The following is a 16,703-nucleotide window of genomic DNA, read 5'->3' on the forward strand; positions in this document are numbered from 1 at the left end:
CATGAGGAAAAAGAAAACATGGATGCTAATTCTAACGGCAGTCATTGTCTGCGGCATTAGCAGCTTTCTATACATATCAAGCCATCCTAGCCAAATGAAAACAAAAAATGCCGACGCAGGTGCTGCCTTCAATGCTTTACAATTCAAAGTTACAAAAGAAGATCTAGTTAACAGCATTGAAGTGAAAGGGAAATCTTCTTATGAGAAGGAGACGCGCGTTTATGCACCTTTCAGCGGTGAAATAAAAGCTTGGCAGATAACAGACGGAGCACAAGTGAAAAAGGGACAGCCGTTGTTTGAGCTTGATGCCACACCGCTAAGAAGTGAAATTGCTGCCCTGCAATCTAACTTGAAGAAACAAAAGTTGGAAGCCGACTTAGCCAATTTCAAAGCTGCTGGACCTGGGGGGGATAGTGTAGCTGCAGGTGCTGTTAGTGAAGATGATGCCCGCCAGCGCTTTGCCGCGTCAGAAGGACGTAAAATTCAAGAGCAGTTAAATGCGGTCAATGATCAATCCATTCAATTGCAATTGGCTAAGAAACAAGAAAAAGTGGAACAGGCTTCCTTCGTTGCGCCAGAGAATGGCATCTTCTTATTCGAAGACTCCTCCAAAATTCCTAAGTCTGTTGAGGAAAGCGTGCGTATCGGCAAAATCGTAGATTTGACGAAATTACAGTTGGTTTGCACAGTTGGTGAATTTGATGTGTTTCGTATTAAGCCAGACATGCTCGTACAAGTAAAAGTTGATGCGCTAAAACAGAAGAAACTTCAAGGTAAGGTTGAAAAAGTATCCAAGTTTGCCAAGAGTGGCACGGACCAAGGCACAAGTTCAGCTCAATTCGAGGTTACTATTTCGTTAGAACCAAATGAGCAGTTAATAGCCGGTCTCAGCCTGTCGGGAACAATAGAAACAGATAAAAAGCCACAAGCCATTGTCGTACCTACGCTAGCCGTGCTGCACGAGAAAGAAGTTTATTACGTGATGCTGCAGACTGCTCAAGGCGTAGAACGACGTGATATCGAGATTGGGTTGGAAACTCCTGAGAAAACCGAAGTACTAAAAGGGTTGAATGAAGGCGATACGGTTGTGCTGCAATAGCAACTGATTTATAATAAGATAACGTCTTAGTACCAAGTAACAAAATATGCACAATTCAAGCAGCAAAGGCAGGTAGTTATTTTTTATGAATTATGAAGATTTTAAGACGATTGTCCTCGAGCGCCGCAGTGTTCGAAACTTTACAGAACAAGAAATTGCCACCAACGATATTCGTGAAATTATCGACTGCGCCAGATATGCACCCAGCGATACAAATTCCCAAACATGGAAGTTCATTGCGATAAGAAATACAGAGAAAATTAAACATATTGAACAATTGACCTGGGACCAACTCCATCTCCGTGCGGCGGCTGCCGAGGAAAAAGGCCTTTCGCGAGAAGCCCGCCTATTGGTGAAGTCCTTCGGTCCCTATGCTACCGCATTCTCCGATGCTCCCGTTCTTATCATTTGCTTAGCAACGCCTTACGAATCGAAGTTCCGTGATCGTATTTTTGATCCGATTCAGCTCGTCGAAGACACCGTTTGGGCCGAAGAAGGCATTAAGAGCTCCTGCTTAGCCTCACAGAACCTGATGCTCGCCGCGCATGCAAGAGGCTTGGCAACCTGTCCGATGACGGGTCCTGTCCTGCTCGCCCAAGATCAGATTCGAGCTTATCTGGACATTCCAGAAGAATGTCAGATTAATATGGTCATCGCTCTCGGTTATCCGAAGGATCGTCCTGGCAAACTCGCACGCAAAGAAATCGATGATATTCTACAAATTATTGACTAATAGGATTGAATAAGGAGCTGCCGCATTTGCGGACAGCTCCTTTTGTTTTGCCTCTTGATTTCTTGGCAAAATTTAATATTTCAAACATTATAACGTTATATTTACTTCGCTAATTTTCTGTGATATTGTAACATTATAACGTTATATCATTTACACAATTAACACATTTACTCCTACGTATGTGAGGAGATATCTAGGCAACCTTAAATGTAAGCGTTAATAATTTGATTTCCAGAAAAGGTGACAAGCATGCAAGAGAGATTCGTATTGCACAATGTAAAGCACTTGAATGGTGAAAATCTCGATATCGTCGTTGAGGACGGAATGATCGCTGATTTGACCAGATCCGGGAGTGAACAAGGGAACCAGACTTTTGATTATTCTGGTGCTTACGTCTCGAGTGGATGGATTGATCTGCACACCCATGCCTTTCCTGATTTCGATCCCTACGGCGATGAAATCGATGAAATTGGAATCAAACAAGGTGTAACCACGATTGTAGACGCTGGAAGCTGCGGTGCGGACCGAATTGCAGACTTAGCGGCAAGTAGGGAACGAGCCCAAACGAACTTGTTTGCCTTTTTGAACATTTCACGAATTGGTTTGAAAAGAGTCGATGAACTGTCCAACATGGCATGGATCGATAAGGAAAAGGCTGTACAGGCTGCAAATCAATATAAAGATTTCATAGTTGGTTTAAAGGCAAGAATAAGCAAAAGTGTTGTTCGTGACTGCGGCATTGAACCTTTAATCGCTGCGCGTGCACTTTCTCATGAAACCTCTCTCCCCTTAATGGTTCACATTGGTTCTGGACCGCCGGGTATCGAAGACATTCTTTCACTTTTGCAGAAAAAAGATATCATTACCCACTATCTGAATGGGAAAGCTAATAATCTTTTTGATGAGGATGGTAAACCGTTACAGGCGTTTACGGAAGCAATTGAAAGAGGTGTGCATCTGGATGTTGGTCATGGCACTGCAAGCTTTTCTTTTCAAGTTGCGGAAGCAGCGAAACAGCATCATATCGGTTTAGATACCATCAGTACAGACATCTACCGCGGGAACCGTTTGAACGGCCCGGTATATAGTATGTCCCATGTACTCACGAAATTTCTTTACTTAGGCTACCCGCTTGAAGAGGTCATCGCAGCTGTCACCACACATGCCGCAAATTGGCTTGAAAAGCCAGAACTTGGTCGAATTCAAATTGGTGACGTTGCCAATCTAACTCTGTTTACGGTTGAAAATGAACCAACTACTCTTGTTGATTCTGAAGGTGACAAGCGTATAGCAGATCAAATCATACAAGCCAAAGGAGTGGTTGTGAATGGCTCTCTCATTAAATGCTAAATATGGTCTAAAGCGTGTCATTAATGCAAGTGGACGAATGAGCATTCTAGGTGTATCTGCTCCGACAGATACGGTCATGGAAGCAATGAAGCATGGCGGGCAAAATTACGTTGAGATCGCGGATCTCGTTGATAAAGCTGGCGACTATATCGCCAAAATCCTTGGTTCCGAAGCCGCAGTTGTCGTCAATTCAGCCTCAAGCGGCATCGCACTCTCTGTCGCGGCTGTTGTGACTAAAGGGAATCGCCGCAAGAGCGAACGTCTGCATCAAGAGCCTATTGCTAAAAGCGAAATCATCATGCTCAAAGGTCACAATGTCCAATACGGAGCACCTGTTGAAACAATGATTTACTTGGGAGGCGGTAAGCTCGTTGAAGTTGGCTATGCCAATGAGGGTAAAGCTGAGCATATCGAAGATGCGATTACGGAACATACAGCTGCTATTCTTTACGTGAAGTCCCATCATGCCGTCCAAAAAAATATGATTTCTGTTGAAGAAGCCTGGGAGATTGCAGAGCGTAATGGTGTTCCCCTTATCGTTGATGCAGCTGCAGAAGAAGATATTCAAAAGTACGTAAAATACTCAGATCTAGCCATCTACAGCGGTTCAAAAGCTATTGAAGGTCCAACTTCAGGGATTATTGGCGGAAAACGAACCTTTATCGAGTGGGTAAAAGTACAACTGCATGGTATTGGGCGCAGTATGAAGGTTGGCAAAGAAACCACTTTCGGCTTACTTCAGGCGCTTGATGAATATGGCGTTAAAGAAGACAAAAGCGAGCAAGAAAAAGCTGCTTTGCAAGTATTAATGCCTCTCAGTGAAATCAAAGGTTTAAAAGTGACCATTGTACAGGATGAAGCCGGCCGTGCGATTTTCCGCGCACGCATTCAAATTGATCCCGAGCTAGCAGGCACTACAGCCAAGGAAGTTGTAACAGGACTTCAAACCGGTGAGATTGCTATCTACACGCGCGATTATGGCGTAAGACAGGGCTATTTCGATATCGATCCACGTCCGCTTCAAGGTGATGATATTGAAGTTATCACTGCACAAATACGTAAACTAGTAGGAGGCAATTAACATGTCCAACATTGCAAAACGTTTCTATAAAGACCGCGCGGCATTGAATGTATTGGCTAATAGTGTTGAAAATGCGAAAGAGATATTTGAAGCAGCAGAAGGTTACGTACTTGTCGGCGTACTTTCCAAAGACTATCCGACGGTTGAATTAGCTGTAGAAGCGATGAAAGAATACGGAAAAGCCATTGACGAAGCTGTCTCAATCGGACTTGGCGCTGGCGACAATCGTCAAGCTGCCGTTGTCGCAGCTATTGCGAAGCACTATCCTGGCAGCCACATTAACCAGGTATTCCCTGCCGTTGGTGCAACACGCGCCAATCTAGGCGATCAAGATAGCTGGATTAACAGCCTGGTGTCCCCTACCGGACGCGTTGGCTATGTCAATATCTCAACAGGTCCAGTAAGCGCTGCTCAATCCGAGCATGCGATTGTACCTGTAAAGACAGCTATCGCGCTTGTACGCGACATGGACGGCAATGCCTTGAAATTTTTCCCGATGAATGGCTTAAGCTGTGAAGACGAGCTGCGTGCTGTCGCACAAGCATGCGGAGAAGAAGGTTTTGCTTTAGAACCAACAGGCGGCATCGACATGGATAATTTCGAAACCATTCTGCGCATCGCCCTGGAAGCTAAGGTTCCACAAGTCATCCCTCACGTGTATTCATCGATCATCGACAAAGAGACTGGAAAAACGAGAGCCCAAGATGTCCATGAACTACTGGAGATCATGAAGAAATTGGTTGATCAACATGGCTAAAACAATTGCTGCTTTTGGAGAGGTCATGATGCGCTTGCAGGTGCCGGGATATGAACTCTTATCCCAAGCCAGCAGTTTGAATTACTCTTTCTCCGGTACAGGCGTGAATGTAAGCTCGGCACTGGCGCGCTTAGGGTACACGGGGTACCTGATATCCCGATTGCCGACTAATGCAGTAGGCGATGCTGCGGAATCGTATTTGCGAAAATTAGGTATCATGCAATCGTTCATTGTTCGAGGCGGTAACTACTTGGGCATGTATTTTTTAGAAAATGGATTCGGTGCGCGGCCCAGCCGCGTGACGTATTCCAACCGTCAGGAGAGCAGCTTCAACACAGCACCTGAAAGTACTTATAATTTTACTGAAATTGCCAAAAATATCGATATCGTCCATTTCTGCGGCATTACCTTGGCCATGAATGATAACGTACGTCGGCACATGAAAGATTTGGCGAGAGCAGTTAAAGCGCATGGCGGCACCGTCGTTTTCGATTGTAACTATCGCCCCGGCCATTGGGGTGAAGGCGGCTACGCGAAGGCGAAACCGCATTATGAGGAAATGCTGCAGCTGGCTGACATTGTCATGATGAACGAAAAAGATGCGATGTTTACCCTTGGCATGCATTCCGATCAGATAGACAGTCAAGAACAATTGATGGAGCTGATTCCAGCGGTTGCAGGGCAATATCAGATTTCGGTCATCGCAGGTACACACCGTAACATCAACGGCGATAATACACATTCCTTACGGGGATTTATCTTTAAGGACCAAAGCTTCACCTTTTCTAAACGGCTCACGTTTTCTATCTATGATAGAATTGGTGCAGGAGATGCCTTCACGAGCGGTATCGTACACGGAGAAATCCAAGGATTTTCACCGGAGAAAACAGTCGGATTTGCAGCTGCCGCCGGCATGCTTGCGCATACGATTGTAGGCGATACTCCAATGTCATCAGAAAGCGATATTCTTCGTGCGATGACGGAAGCCGTAGGCGATGTAGAAAGGTAGTGATTGGATTGGTGAATTTATCCCGCAATAAAAGACCCTTATATTTACAAATCATGAATATCCTGAAGGATCGCATCTTACACGGTGTTTATCCTTTAGGAACGAATATACCGTCAGAGCCACAGCTAGAGCAGGAATTCGATGTCAGCAAGATCACTATTCGTAATGCCATCAAGGAGCTTGCACAAGAAGGATATTTGGAAAAGAGCAGCGGCAAAGGGACCAAGGTTATACGAAATGCTTCTACATCCAAGCTTTCCAAATGGAAGCGTTTCACAGAAATTCTAGTTGAAGAAGGCCATCAAATTCACAAGCAATTGTTGCGAACCGAGGTTGTAATGAATGAAGTTGGCACAGAACCTTATCAATTATTTGGGGAGCGCTGCTTATTCATCGAGCGTCTTTATCACTTGAATGACACACCCTATATTCACTACTCCCACTATCTATCCATGCAAATGTCAACTATCGAACTATCCGATTTGACTGATCAATCCTTGTATGAATTGCTTGAGGAGCACGGAATTGCCTTAGAAAAATATCGAGATGAGTTTGCTGCTGCCACTGCTCCTTCCTATGTGGAAGAAATCTTGCATGTCAAAGAAGGAACCCCTCTATTGAAAAGATTGCGTTATTCGTATGATGAACGAGGCGATCTGATCGAATTCAGTAAAGGTTATTACAGCACGGTCATGCACAACTATGTAGTCAATTACGACAGTTAAGAATCACGGAGAAAACGCAGTTCCTTTTCTCGTCTACAGATTGATAACGCTTACTACACCACGGAGAAGAGGGATTATAGATGAATTTGTATCTATTAATGGTTACATTGTTAGCGATTGTGATTGTTATTTTAGGAGTAGCTTGGTGGAAATGGCATGCGTTTATTAGCTTAACTGTTGCCAGTTTATTCTTAGCGATTATGGCCGGGTTATCCATGGATAAAATCGTGGGTGCTTATGAAACCGGAGTTGGAAACGTTTTAGGCCATTTAGTTGGCATATTGGCGCTAGGTACGATTTTAGGGAAAATGATGTCAGATTCAGGCGCTGGCACACAAGTAGCCAATTTCTTCATTCGGGTTTTTGGTGAAAAAAGATTGCCTTGGGCCATGCTGCTCTCCGGTTTTATTATTGGGATCCCAGTATTTTTTGACGTAGGGATTGTCATGTTGCTGCCTTTGGTCATTTCTATTCACAAATCAACGAAACAAAATATTTTGCTAATCGGTCTGCCTGTTATTGCCGGATTATCCATTGTTCATGGTCTTGTGCCGCCGCATCCTGGTGCTATGACGGCCATCGGCATCTACAAAGCTGATATCGGAAAAGTGCTTATCTACTCTCTCATCATTGCGATCCCAGCAGCGATTATTGCAGGTCCGTTGTTTGCTAAATGGGTGCATAAACGTGTGGTTCCCGAGAATGAACCAGAGCTGCTAAGCGCAAGCACAGAGCCTGAAAAATTGCCTGGAGCCGGTATCTCATTTTTCATTATCTTATTGCCTGTTTTATTGATGGTTTTGTCGGTTGTTGCACCCTATCTATCACTGCCAGTCGGAGTTATGAAATTCCTAGTCTTTATTGGGAATTCGGTGATTGCGCTTCTAATCTCTTGTTTTGCAGCCTTCTACTTCTTAGGCATCCGCCAAGGAATGAACAAAAACTATATCAGCAAGCTATCCCATGAATGCCTATTGCCTGTAGGTTCGATTATCTTGATTATCGGTGCTGGCGGCGGGTTTAAACAGATCCTTATCGCGAGCGGCGTCGGTACATCCATTGCTCAGATGGCCGAGAATATCTCCCTTTCTCCTATTGTTCTAGCTTTCATGGTTGCTGGATTAATCCGAGTCGCGACAGGTTCGGCAACAGTCGCATTGACGACAGCGGCTGGTATTGTTTCACCGATTGTCGAGCATATGTCCGGCGTGAATCTGGAGCTGCTCGTTATCGCGACAGGCGCAGGATCGCTCATGCTCTCCCACGTCAATGACGCCGGCTTCTGGATGGTCAAAGAATATCTCGGGTTAACGGTCAAAGAAACGTTTAAAACGTGGACGGTACTCGAGACACTGCTCTCGTTTATTGCCTTTGGAACCGTGCTGATCGTCGATATGTTCGTATAATATTGGGCCGCTCATTAGAATCAAACAAGCCTGTACATCTCCTCTTGGGAAGTGTACAGGCTATCTTCAATCGTAAAGCGGTCAAAATGCAAAAAAGACAGTCCCGAGTGGATATGGGCACTGCCTTTTGTTGTTTGTGCTATGACACTCTATTTATAAGTGGGAACTCCCAGTTTCTTATAATTTGGTGACGTTAGCTGCTTGAGGACCACGGTTGCCTTGAGTAATATCAAACTCAACGGATTGGCCTTCTTCTAATGTTTTGAATCCTTCGCCCTGAATTGCGGAGAAGTGAACGAATACATCGTCGCCTCCATCAACAGAAATGAAACCGTAGCCTTTTTCTGCATTAAACCATTTAACTGTACCCTTCAAATGAACAACCTCCTAAAAATATCGCCATCTATGACGAATAAGGAAATTATACCATTATCAAGGGGATAAATCAACGAAAAAAACAAGGTGGATAAGCTAATATTTGTTGATGTACCAACGTTTTCCACTATGCAGAGGGCTGTTTAATTATGCATAAATATTGATGAGAATTTGGCAAAAAAGGCAGTTCCGCTTCCCATTTATGGACCAAATATCCTTCATTTGTGAGCTCATCTATTAATTCTGGCAGCTTGCTGTATTCGGCTTGCTGAAAGTTCAATAGGGGATAAATGCGCACTTCGCCACCTGGCTTACAGACACGAAGCAGTTCTCGCACAGCCGCTTGATGAAAAGCGTAGTCGAATTGTTCTTCATATAGAAAGAGAAAATGACTGCACAAAACAAGGTCAAAGCTCGCTTCTTCAAAAGGAAGTGTTGGAAGACAAGCAGCATGATACCTGGAAGCAGCATCTTTACTAGAGAAATCATTTACAAACTGCTTGAGACCTTTGACGCGACCAGCTTTATGTTTGGCAACAGAACCATAATACGTCCAATCATACACATCTGCTAACTTTTCCATCTTGGCTGCAACTAGCTCGATCTCTTGTATTCCATGCTCAGCAATCGCCTCGATTGATTTCTCATACAAAGGATCAACCGCTTCTGAGAATACACCTAGCTGCCGCGTCTCTGCCGTAAACGAAGAAGCACCGCCGGCAACGTCTAAGACTCGTTTACCTATTAAATTTTCCGTCAGCAACATAAACATTTTCTCATATTCGGCGTACGTTCTTGAGGTCATCGCAACCCCAACTTGTTCATAAACACGCTTTTGTTCCATGCTCATCTCTCCTCTGCTCGACTCATTGTTCTTGCCTAACTGCCTCATAGCCCATTCCCTATGGAAAGGATTAGGAGGATTTTATCATGGGAACCTGATGGGAGGCAACAAGAAATTGACCGCTGCCTGTTTGGAAATCACCACTTTTTGTGGTACGATTGCATATATCTTTGAGCTCAATGCAGAAACGAGGAAAACAAGTGTCAAATCACCCTTTTAAGAAACACGTTATTTACAAAAAAGATAAATGGAACATGCTGAATGTCGAGGTACAAGGCAGTAAAATCGTATTAACCGAAATCACCGATCAATGGGGCGAAGAGTGCCACACCTTCATCGGACGGCCTGCTATGTTACACTGGGCTAATGAACGGTTTGCCAAAGACAAATTCGAAGGCACAGAGGAAGAATGGCAAGCCATCATGGATGCTTTCAAAGAAGTTTAATTCTTTGGTCCAAATGCCTTGACTTTCACATCCCCCCTTCTTATAATTAATTTATAAGTTCATACGTATTACTCCAAAGGGGAGTAGCTGATACAGTAAAGTCGTCAATTCGGATCCTCATCAGATCCCGGCTTTATTGGCAACGACAACGTTGTTAGCAAGACCTTTGCCATGTTTATTGGTGAAGGTCTTTTTTGATGAGTTAGAGCCTTCACCGGTCATCGGTGCTAGGCTCTATTTTTTTCAAAAATCAGCTAAAGGGAGTGTTCGCTCATGGATTGGTTATCAACAGGTTTCTTCGTCTCACTGCTCAGCATTATTCTCATTGATTTGGTACTTGCGGGAGATAACGCAATCGTTATCGGTATGGCTGCTCGTAATTTGAAAAAAGAAACACAAAAACAAGTCATCCTCTTGGGTACAATAGGCGCCATCGTCATTCGTGCTCTAGCAACAGTAGCCGTAGTTACCCTTCTGAAAATTCCTGGTCTTCTACTAGCCGGCGGTATCCTTCTCCTCTGGATTTCGTATAAACTGCTTAGTGAAAAGAAGAATCACGGAGACATTAAGGCCAAAGACGGTATCTGGGCTGCCATTCGTACGATTATTGTGGCAGATGCTGTGATGGGTCTCGATAATGTCATCGCTGTAGCAGGCGCTGCTCACGGTAACTTCATACTTGTCATTATCGGACTTCTGGTAAGTGTGCCTATCGTTGTTTGGGGCAGTACGCTATTCATCAAATGGATTGAGAAGTATCCGTCGATCCTTTATATCGGTGCAGGTGTGCTCGTATTAACCGCAGGAAAAATGATTACTGGGGAGAATTTCCTTGCCCCTTATTTCAACTCAAATCCGCTTGGCAAATGGTTGTTCATTGGTTTACTCATCGTTGTTGTCCTTGCAGCAGGCAAATGGTCGAAAATGATTGGCTACCAGGTCGAAGTTGGGGACAGCGGTCAGCTGACACTTCCTAAGGAATTAAGTGAAGAAGCACAGATTGCTGCCGAAGATCGATTTACTGTCAAAATGGATTCTCGCGGCAAATTCATACTCGTCAAGACTGATGACGATGATGAAAATCCGGATGAAACGATGCCGCATGCCGGCTGAAAAAGGAGTTTTCATTTGAACAGCGAAAGTTACTAACATGCGATAGTTAGCAAGTGTCATACTCTATAGGGATAAGGATGATTCAACAATGACCGATTCCGGATCTATCATCACATTTGTACTCGTATCCTTCTGCCTAGCCATCATTTTGATTATGAAAAAAGACAGCCTTCCGGCACAAATGAAACGATACCTAGCCTTACTGGCGATTGTTATGGTCTCGTTATCGTTTGTACTTATCTTAATTAGCTTCTTTGGAGCCGGAAAGTAAATTTACTTCCTTCCAGCTTTTTCATATAATCATAAATGAATGGGTTAACGGTCATACTAGGTGAAAACCATGTTATGGGATTTTAGCAAGCACGTCCCATGTGGGAATATGCCGGGAGCGTGACCGTAATGCGCTGGATCTATGTGACTGCGGCTATGGGACTTCTTCTAAGCTCGATCCCAGCAGCCGAATTACATGCAAAGGATAACAGACCCCAATCTCAAAACAAGGACAGGAGGGCTCCGATGACTCAAATATTGGAACGCAAGCAAGTACCGGCCGAGCACCGATGGAATCTGGAGGATTTATTTCCCGATCAGAAGGCTTGGGAACAGGAATTTCAGAATGTGAAAAACTCGCTTGGCAAAATCAGTGCCTTCCAAGGAAAACTCAGCGATTCCGCTACGGTAAAGCAGTGTTTCCAGTTGGAAGATGAAGTCTCTGTGAAAACAGAAAGACTGTATGTGTATGCCAACATGAAGCACCATGAAGATACAGCAGAACCAACCTACCAGGCCTTATCTGATAAAGCAAAAAAAATTAGTGTCGAAGTAGGCGAAGCACTCTCCTTTATTTCACCCGAAATTCTCAGTTTATCGGATGAAAAGCTTCAGCAGCTGGTGAACGATCCTTCTTTATCTTTCTATAAGGACACACTCGAGGAAATGATTCGCCAGAAGCCGCATACGCTATCCAAGGATCAGGAAGCCCTGCTTGCTCAAGCGGGCAACATGGCCGGAGCGCCTAGCACCATTTTCGGTATGCTGAACAATGCCGATTTGAAATTCCCAAAAATTAAGAACGAAAAAGGCGAGGAAGTCGAACTGACTCATGGAAGTTACATTCAATTCCTAGAGAGCCGCGACGCCGAAGTTCGAAAAAACGCCTTCCATGCTGTCTACGAAACTTATCGCAACAATAAGAATACAATTGGCGCAACGCTTAGCGCGAATATTAATAAAAATATCTTTTATGCCAAGGCACGTAAATACCCTTCCGTTCTTGAATCGACCTTGTTTGGGGACAATATTAAGAAAGAAGTGTATACGAATTTAATCTCCACGATTCACGATTCTTTGCCGCAGCTGCAGCGTTATCTAAAGCTCCGCAAGAAGCTGCTTAAAGTTGATGAACTACATATGTATGACCTCTTTGCTCCGCTGGTTGAAGAGTTTAAAATGGACATCACCTACCAGCAAGCCAAAGAAGAAATTAAGAAAAGCTTAGCCCCATTGGGCGAAAATTACTTAAAAATACTTCAAGACGGCTTTGATAACCACTGGATCGATGTGTATGAGAACAAAAATAAGCGCAACGGCGCTTATAGCTGGGGTGCCTATGGCACACATCCTTACGTGCTTCTAAATCATAAGGACAACATAAACAGCATGTTCACATTGACACACGAAATGGGTCACGCCATTCATTCTTATTTGTCTGATGAGAACCAAGAGTACCGTTATGCGCAGTATACGATTTTCCTTGCGGAAGTCGCTTCAACGCTTAATGAGGCACTGCTCATGGATTACTTATTGAAACGTGTAACCGATCCGAAAGAAAAGCTTTACTTGCTTACTTACTACGCGGATCAGTTCAGAACAACGGTATTCCGTCAGACGATGTTTGCTGAATTCGAAATGATTACACATGAGAGATCAGAAAATGGAGATTCTCTGACACCACAGGAATTCAGTGAAATCTACTATGGCTTGAATAAGCTTTATCATGGAAATGCCATGGTCGTGGATCAGGATATCGAGATGGAATGGGCTCGAATTCCTCACTTCTATAACAGCTTCTATGTGTACAAATATGCAACGGGCTTCTCGGCAGCTACCAGCTTCTCGAAACAAATTCTGGATGAAGGCCAGCCTGCCGTAGACCGTTACTTGGGCTTCTTAAAAAGCGGCGGCAGCGACTACTCGCTGAACATCTTGAAAAAAGCAGGTGTCGACATGTCCACACCGGAACCAATCAAGCAAGCGATGAGTGTCTTCAGCTCCCTGCTTGATCAAATGGAAGAGTTAACGAAGTAAATGTTCTGATAAAGGTTGAGGGCGTGCGCCTTCAACCTTTTCTCAGGTGAAAGGATGATTGATGGATGAAGATGCAATGGATTCTCATATCTGCTTTAGTATTCGCCCTCATAACGGCTGTTTTTGCGGTCATTAATGTCGAACCGGTTCAAGTCAATTTCATGTTTGCTCAAACATCTACACCCTTGATCCTTGTCATTTTAACCTCAACCTTGTTAGGCGGTCTGATTGTTGGCCTCTTCGGGATCGTACGTCAGTACAAGCTGCAGCGCAAAGTGCGTCAGTTGGAAAAACAACTGCAGGACGCCTTGTTCCCTCCAGCTCCCCCGCAACCAGCGAATGATAAAGACCAAACCGAACCAAGTGGTTCGACGATTCATTAAGCAAACAACAAGGGGATGTCTCAAAAGGGTTATAGACCTTAAGAGGTTCCATTAATCCAGAAGTCTACTCTTGGTAGATAAATGCTTGTATCCATGAAAAAGCTGCCCCTCTAATGTATTTACCATTATTGGGACAGCCCATTGTTTAATAGTTATTCTAAAGTAGCCAAATACTTAATGCTAAGCACATCATGCCTCCGACTAGCGAGGATACGGCATTGACGATATCATTGGTCATCCAACTCATACCGCGAATCTGCGCGGCTTTCTGATCACAATGAAATGGTTTCTCGATGGTTTTCCCGCAAACATGACACCGATACATCACTTGAAACGTTGCCCCGAGCCAAGAATCAGCCAAAGAACCAATCAAACCTGATAATGCCCCCAGTATGATTAGTGCTGCAAGCGTCCCTACCTCATGTCCGAACTCGCCTATTTGACTGAACCATCCACTAACCAAACCAATGAATGCTCCTCCCAGCAATGAAGCCAGCAGTCCTAATCCCGTTACACCACCCGATGTGCCAGCCGAAACACGCTTGCCGTTAATGATTGAACGCGGTGTTGATTTACTCATTCCGCCTATTTCCGTAGCCCACGTGTCCGCATTGACAGTTGCCATAACCCCAACAAATACAATCCACCAAGCTGGATTGGGCCATACCGCATTCCCTATACATAGCAATAAACCGAGACCGCCATTTGCAGCAACTTGACCGGCATCGCGTCTTCCACCTTTGGCATAACCGCTTTCTGCTGCGGATTTACGTTGATGCTTGAGTTTAGACAATAAGGTAGAGGATACGAAGAAGGCGATAAGTGTCCCAAACCAAGCTAAGCTTCCCAATGCAAACATCGACGTACCGAGCAGCACAGCAGCAGCAAAGCCGGATAAGGATAAGGATCGCTTCCAATAGGCCGCTCCTGCGATTATCAAGCTTCCAGCTAAACCCCAAATCCACACCACATGCAGCACTCCTATTCTACTTCCGTCCCCTTTATTAACCGTTCAAAAATCTCTTTTATTGTAACACAGTCGTATTCGTGGCCATACATTTACATTCCTTTCGTAAAGAACGACAAATTCATCTAAAATTTTGGTTAACTCGACAGGATGCAACCAATTTTTATGAAATTTATGATAAACTAAGTTCGGTGAATGTTAGGAGGCTGACATGGAGAACGATCAATCCAATACAACGTCCCAGTTAAAAAGTGACCTAGATCCTCAGGAAATGCTGCGTGTCATCTTTGACTATGCAGCCAAAATTGCGAACGAAAGAATCCTCGACAATGTACTTATGCTGATGGCCGATATGGGACGAGAAATGATTGTCTCTGATCGATGTACGGTCTGGTTGCTTGATACGAACAAAAATGAGTTATGGTCCAAAGTGGCTCACGGTCTCGACGAAATTCGCATTCCTAGTACGGCTGGACTTGTCGGCTATGCTGTAACGAATGATAAAGCTGTATTTATACATGACGCATATTCAAATGAAGAGTATAAGTCCTATCTTCTGAATGGAGCTCTTCGAACGGACCAACAAACGGGTTATCGTACGAAAGCGCTCATGGTTATTCCGTTCCGAAACAGCCAAGGTGAAATTATGGGTGCTTACCAAGCTATTAATAAGCTGACGGCAAGCGAACAATTTTCAGATAAAGACATGGAATATTTAACGCTAGCTTCCTCCTACGCGGGTAAGTCATTAGAATCTGCTTTGCTTACGAATGAGATCGAGGAAACGCAAAAAGAAATTATTTTCCGAATGGGGGAAATTGGTGAGAGCAGGTCCAAGGAGACTGGAAATCATGTGAAACGTGTTGCAGAATATTCATATCTGCTAGCCTTAGGATTAGGTATGAGCCAAGAAGAAGCTGAATTGTTGAAAATGGCTTCGCCTATGCATGATATCGGTAAGGTGGCAATCCCTGATAGTGTGTTAAACAAACCCGGCAAATTAACGGATGAAGAATTCAAATTAATGCAGAATCATACACGTATTGGCTATAACTTACTCAAAAACTCCAATCGCCATATTTTGAAGACGGCTGCTGTTGTCGCTTACGAGCATCATGAGAAATGGAACGGGCGCGGATACCCACGCGGAATCAAGGGAGAGGAGATCCACATCTATGGCCGAATTACAGCAATTGCAGACGTATTCGATGCACTAGGCAGTGAGCGTGTTTACAAAAAAGCTTGGGAGCTCGATCGGATCTTGCAATTGTTTAAAGAGGAGCAAGGCGAGCATTTTGATCCCAAAGTGGTTGATGCATTTTTCCAACAATTGCCTTCCATACTTCGAGTTCGTGATCAATATTCGGATGCTGCTTTAGAGGATCCAACTGAAGTTTGATCAAGGAATGAGAAAGGGCAGTTCTCTCAGGTCATTAATGACCTTAAGAGACTGCCCTTTGATTTGTTACATCTTAATCGTCACAGCTCCGAATACTTCTTCTCCCCACAACAGCTCCAAACGATCACCCTGATGCACAGGACCTACCCCTTCTGGAGTACCCGTAAAGATGATATCGCCAGCTCCTAAACCATAATGCTTGGCAATGTAATCAATGATGGTTTGTAAATCGAAGATCATATTGCTGATATTGCCGTTCTGAACAACCTGTCCATTCTGGCGAAGCTGGAAATTCGATTCTGCCAGCTTTGAAGCTCCTGGGAATGGTCGGAATGTACTGATCGGTGCAGAATTCAGAAAGCCTTTGGCAGGCAGCCATGGCTGACCCTTCTTCTTAATGACGTTCTGAACATCCCGAAGCGTGAAGTCAATGCCGAGTGCATACTTGTCGACAATATCATCCACTTGGATACCTTCTGTATAAGGCTTAGCGATATGTAAAACAAGCTCGGTTTCGTAGTGAATCTCACCTTGATTACCTGGAAGCGTCAACTCTTCCCCATTCATTGGGGCAAGTGCATGTGTCGGCTTGGTAAAAATCATCGGTTGATCCGGAACATCATTCCCCAATTCTGCGGCATGTGCCCGGTAGTTGCGACCTACACAGTAAATATTGCGAATAGCTTCTGTCATATTGATTGCTCCTAAT

18 protein-coding genes are annotated in these 16,703 nt (G+C 44.2%); 14 read left to right on the forward strand and 4 right to left on the reverse strand.

The features are described 5' to 3' along the window. The first annotated feature begins 1 nt into the window (after position 1). The 8 genes from ACBP55_RS28350 (at position 2) to ACBP55_RS28385 (ending at position 8,160) form a co-directional block, all read left to right on the forward strand. Positions 2-1,099, forward strand: a complete 1,098-nt coding sequence (locus tag ACBP55_RS28350; RefSeq protein ID WP_464646396.1) for an efflux RND transporter periplasmic adaptor subunit — start codon at positions 2-4, stop codon at positions 1,097-1,099. A gap of 85 nt (positions 1,100-1,184) precedes the next feature. Then, complete coding sequence (locus ACBP55_RS28355) at positions 1,185-1,832, forward strand: nitroreductase family protein (RefSeq protein WP_268615147.1); 648 nt, start codon at positions 1,185-1,187, stop codon at positions 1,830-1,832. 249 nt (positions 1,833-2,081) lie between these two features. Beyond that, complete coding sequence (locus ACBP55_RS28360; RefSeq protein ID WP_464646398.1) at positions 2,082-3,182, forward strand: amidohydrolase/deacetylase family metallohydrolase; 1,101 nt, start codon at positions 2,082-2,084, stop codon at positions 3,180-3,182. After that, complete coding sequence (locus ACBP55_RS28365) at positions 3,160-4,263, forward strand: DgaE family pyridoxal phosphate-dependent ammonia lyase (RefSeq protein ID WP_464646400.1); 1,104 nt, start codon at positions 3,160-3,162, stop codon at positions 4,261-4,263. Before ACBP55_RS28360 ends, ACBP55_RS28365 begins: the two co-directional genes overlap by 23 nt. A gap of 1 nt (position 4,264) precedes the next feature. Next, positions 4,265-5,020: a 2-dehydro-3-deoxy-phosphogluconate aldolase gene (dagF, locus tag ACBP55_RS28370; RefSeq protein WP_464646402.1), complete on the forward strand. Its 756-nt coding sequence runs from the start codon at positions 4,265-4,267 to the stop codon at positions 5,018-5,020. Further along, positions 5,013-6,029: a sugar kinase gene (locus tag ACBP55_RS28375; protein ID WP_464646404.1), complete on the forward strand. Its 1,017-nt coding sequence runs from the start codon at positions 5,013-5,015 to the stop codon at positions 6,027-6,029. Before dagF ends, ACBP55_RS28375 begins: the two co-directional genes overlap by 8 nt. Before the next feature lie 11 nt (positions 6,030-6,040). Beyond that, positions 6,041-6,754: a GntR family transcriptional regulator gene (locus ACBP55_RS28380; RefSeq protein WP_464653429.1), complete on the forward strand. Its 714-nt coding sequence runs from the start codon at positions 6,041-6,043 to the stop codon at positions 6,752-6,754. Between the two features lie 80 nt (positions 6,755-6,834). Next, positions 6,835-8,160: a GntP family permease gene (locus ACBP55_RS28385; RefSeq protein ID WP_173185535.1), complete on the forward strand. Its 1,326-nt coding sequence runs from the start codon at positions 6,835-6,837 to the stop codon at positions 8,158-8,160. Positions 8,161-8,337: 177 nt separating this feature from the next. Here ACBP55_RS28385 and ACBP55_RS28390 read toward each other — a convergent pair whose 3' ends face one another. Next, on the reverse strand, positions 8,338-8,535 hold the full coding sequence (locus ACBP55_RS28390) for a cold shock domain-containing protein (protein WP_028556542.1): 198 nt from the start codon (positions 8,533-8,535) through the stop codon (positions 8,338-8,340). A 127-nt stretch (positions 8,536-8,662) separates the two neighbouring features. Further along, complete coding sequence (locus tag ACBP55_RS28395) at positions 8,663-9,379, reverse strand: class I SAM-dependent methyltransferase (RefSeq protein ID WP_464646407.1); 717 nt, start codon at positions 9,377-9,379, stop codon at positions 8,663-8,665. A 254-nt stretch (positions 9,380-9,633) separates the two neighbouring features. Here ACBP55_RS28395 and ACBP55_RS28400 point away from each other — a divergent pair, with 254 nt between their 5' ends. From ACBP55_RS28400 to ACBP55_RS28420, 5 genes are all read left to right on the forward strand, one after another. After that, a complete protein-coding gene (locus tag ACBP55_RS28400; RefSeq protein WP_244279997.1) occupies positions 9,634-9,825 on the forward strand; it encodes a hypothetical protein in 192 nt (63 codons plus the stop codon). A 273-nt stretch (positions 9,826-10,098) separates the two neighbouring features. Then, positions 10,099-10,938, forward strand: a complete 840-nt coding sequence (locus ACBP55_RS28405; RefSeq protein ID WP_268615160.1) for a TerC family protein — start codon at positions 10,099-10,101, stop codon at positions 10,936-10,938. Positions 10,939-11,026: 88 nt separating this feature from the next. Continuing rightward, entirely contained in the window at positions 11,027-11,209 is a 183-nt protein-coding gene (locus ACBP55_RS28410) for a hypothetical protein (protein WP_029193410.1), read from the forward strand. 245 nt (positions 11,210-11,454) lie between these two features. Continuing rightward, positions 11,455-13,245 (forward strand): oligoendopeptidase F, encoded by a 1,791-nt coding sequence (pepF, locus tag ACBP55_RS28415; RefSeq protein WP_464646410.1) that lies wholly within the window; start codon positions 11,455-11,457, stop codon positions 13,243-13,245. Between the two features lie 65 nt (positions 13,246-13,310). After that, complete coding sequence (locus tag ACBP55_RS28420) at positions 13,311-13,628, forward strand: LapA family protein (RefSeq protein ID WP_029193408.1); 318 nt, start codon at positions 13,311-13,313, stop codon at positions 13,626-13,628. A gap of 157 nt (positions 13,629-13,785) precedes the next feature. On the opposite strand, the gene ACBP55_RS28425 is transcribed toward ACBP55_RS28420, so the two are convergent. Then, the gene (locus ACBP55_RS28425) at positions 13,786-14,598 is read right to left on the reverse strand and encodes a DUF92 domain-containing protein (RefSeq protein WP_464646411.1); all 813 of its coding nucleotides are present in this window, start codon (positions 14,596-14,598) and stop codon (positions 13,786-13,788) included. Positions 14,599-14,806: 208 nt separating this feature from the next. Between ACBP55_RS28425 and ACBP55_RS28430 the strand changes: the two genes are divergently transcribed. Continuing rightward, positions 14,807-15,994 (forward strand): HD domain-containing phosphohydrolase, encoded by a 1,188-nt coding sequence (locus tag ACBP55_RS28430; protein WP_464646413.1) that lies wholly within the window; start codon positions 14,807-14,809, stop codon positions 15,992-15,994. 66 nt (positions 15,995-16,060) lie between these two features. On the opposite strand, the gene ACBP55_RS28435 is transcribed toward ACBP55_RS28430, so the two are convergent. Continuing rightward, entirely contained in the window at positions 16,061-16,687 is a 627-nt protein-coding gene (locus tag ACBP55_RS28435) for a fumarylacetoacetate hydrolase family protein (RefSeq protein WP_464646415.1), read from the reverse strand. Between the last annotated feature and the right edge of the window lie 16 nt (positions 16,688-16,703).

The sequence above is a fragment of the Paenibacillus sp. WG02 genome (genome assembly GCF_055396115.1).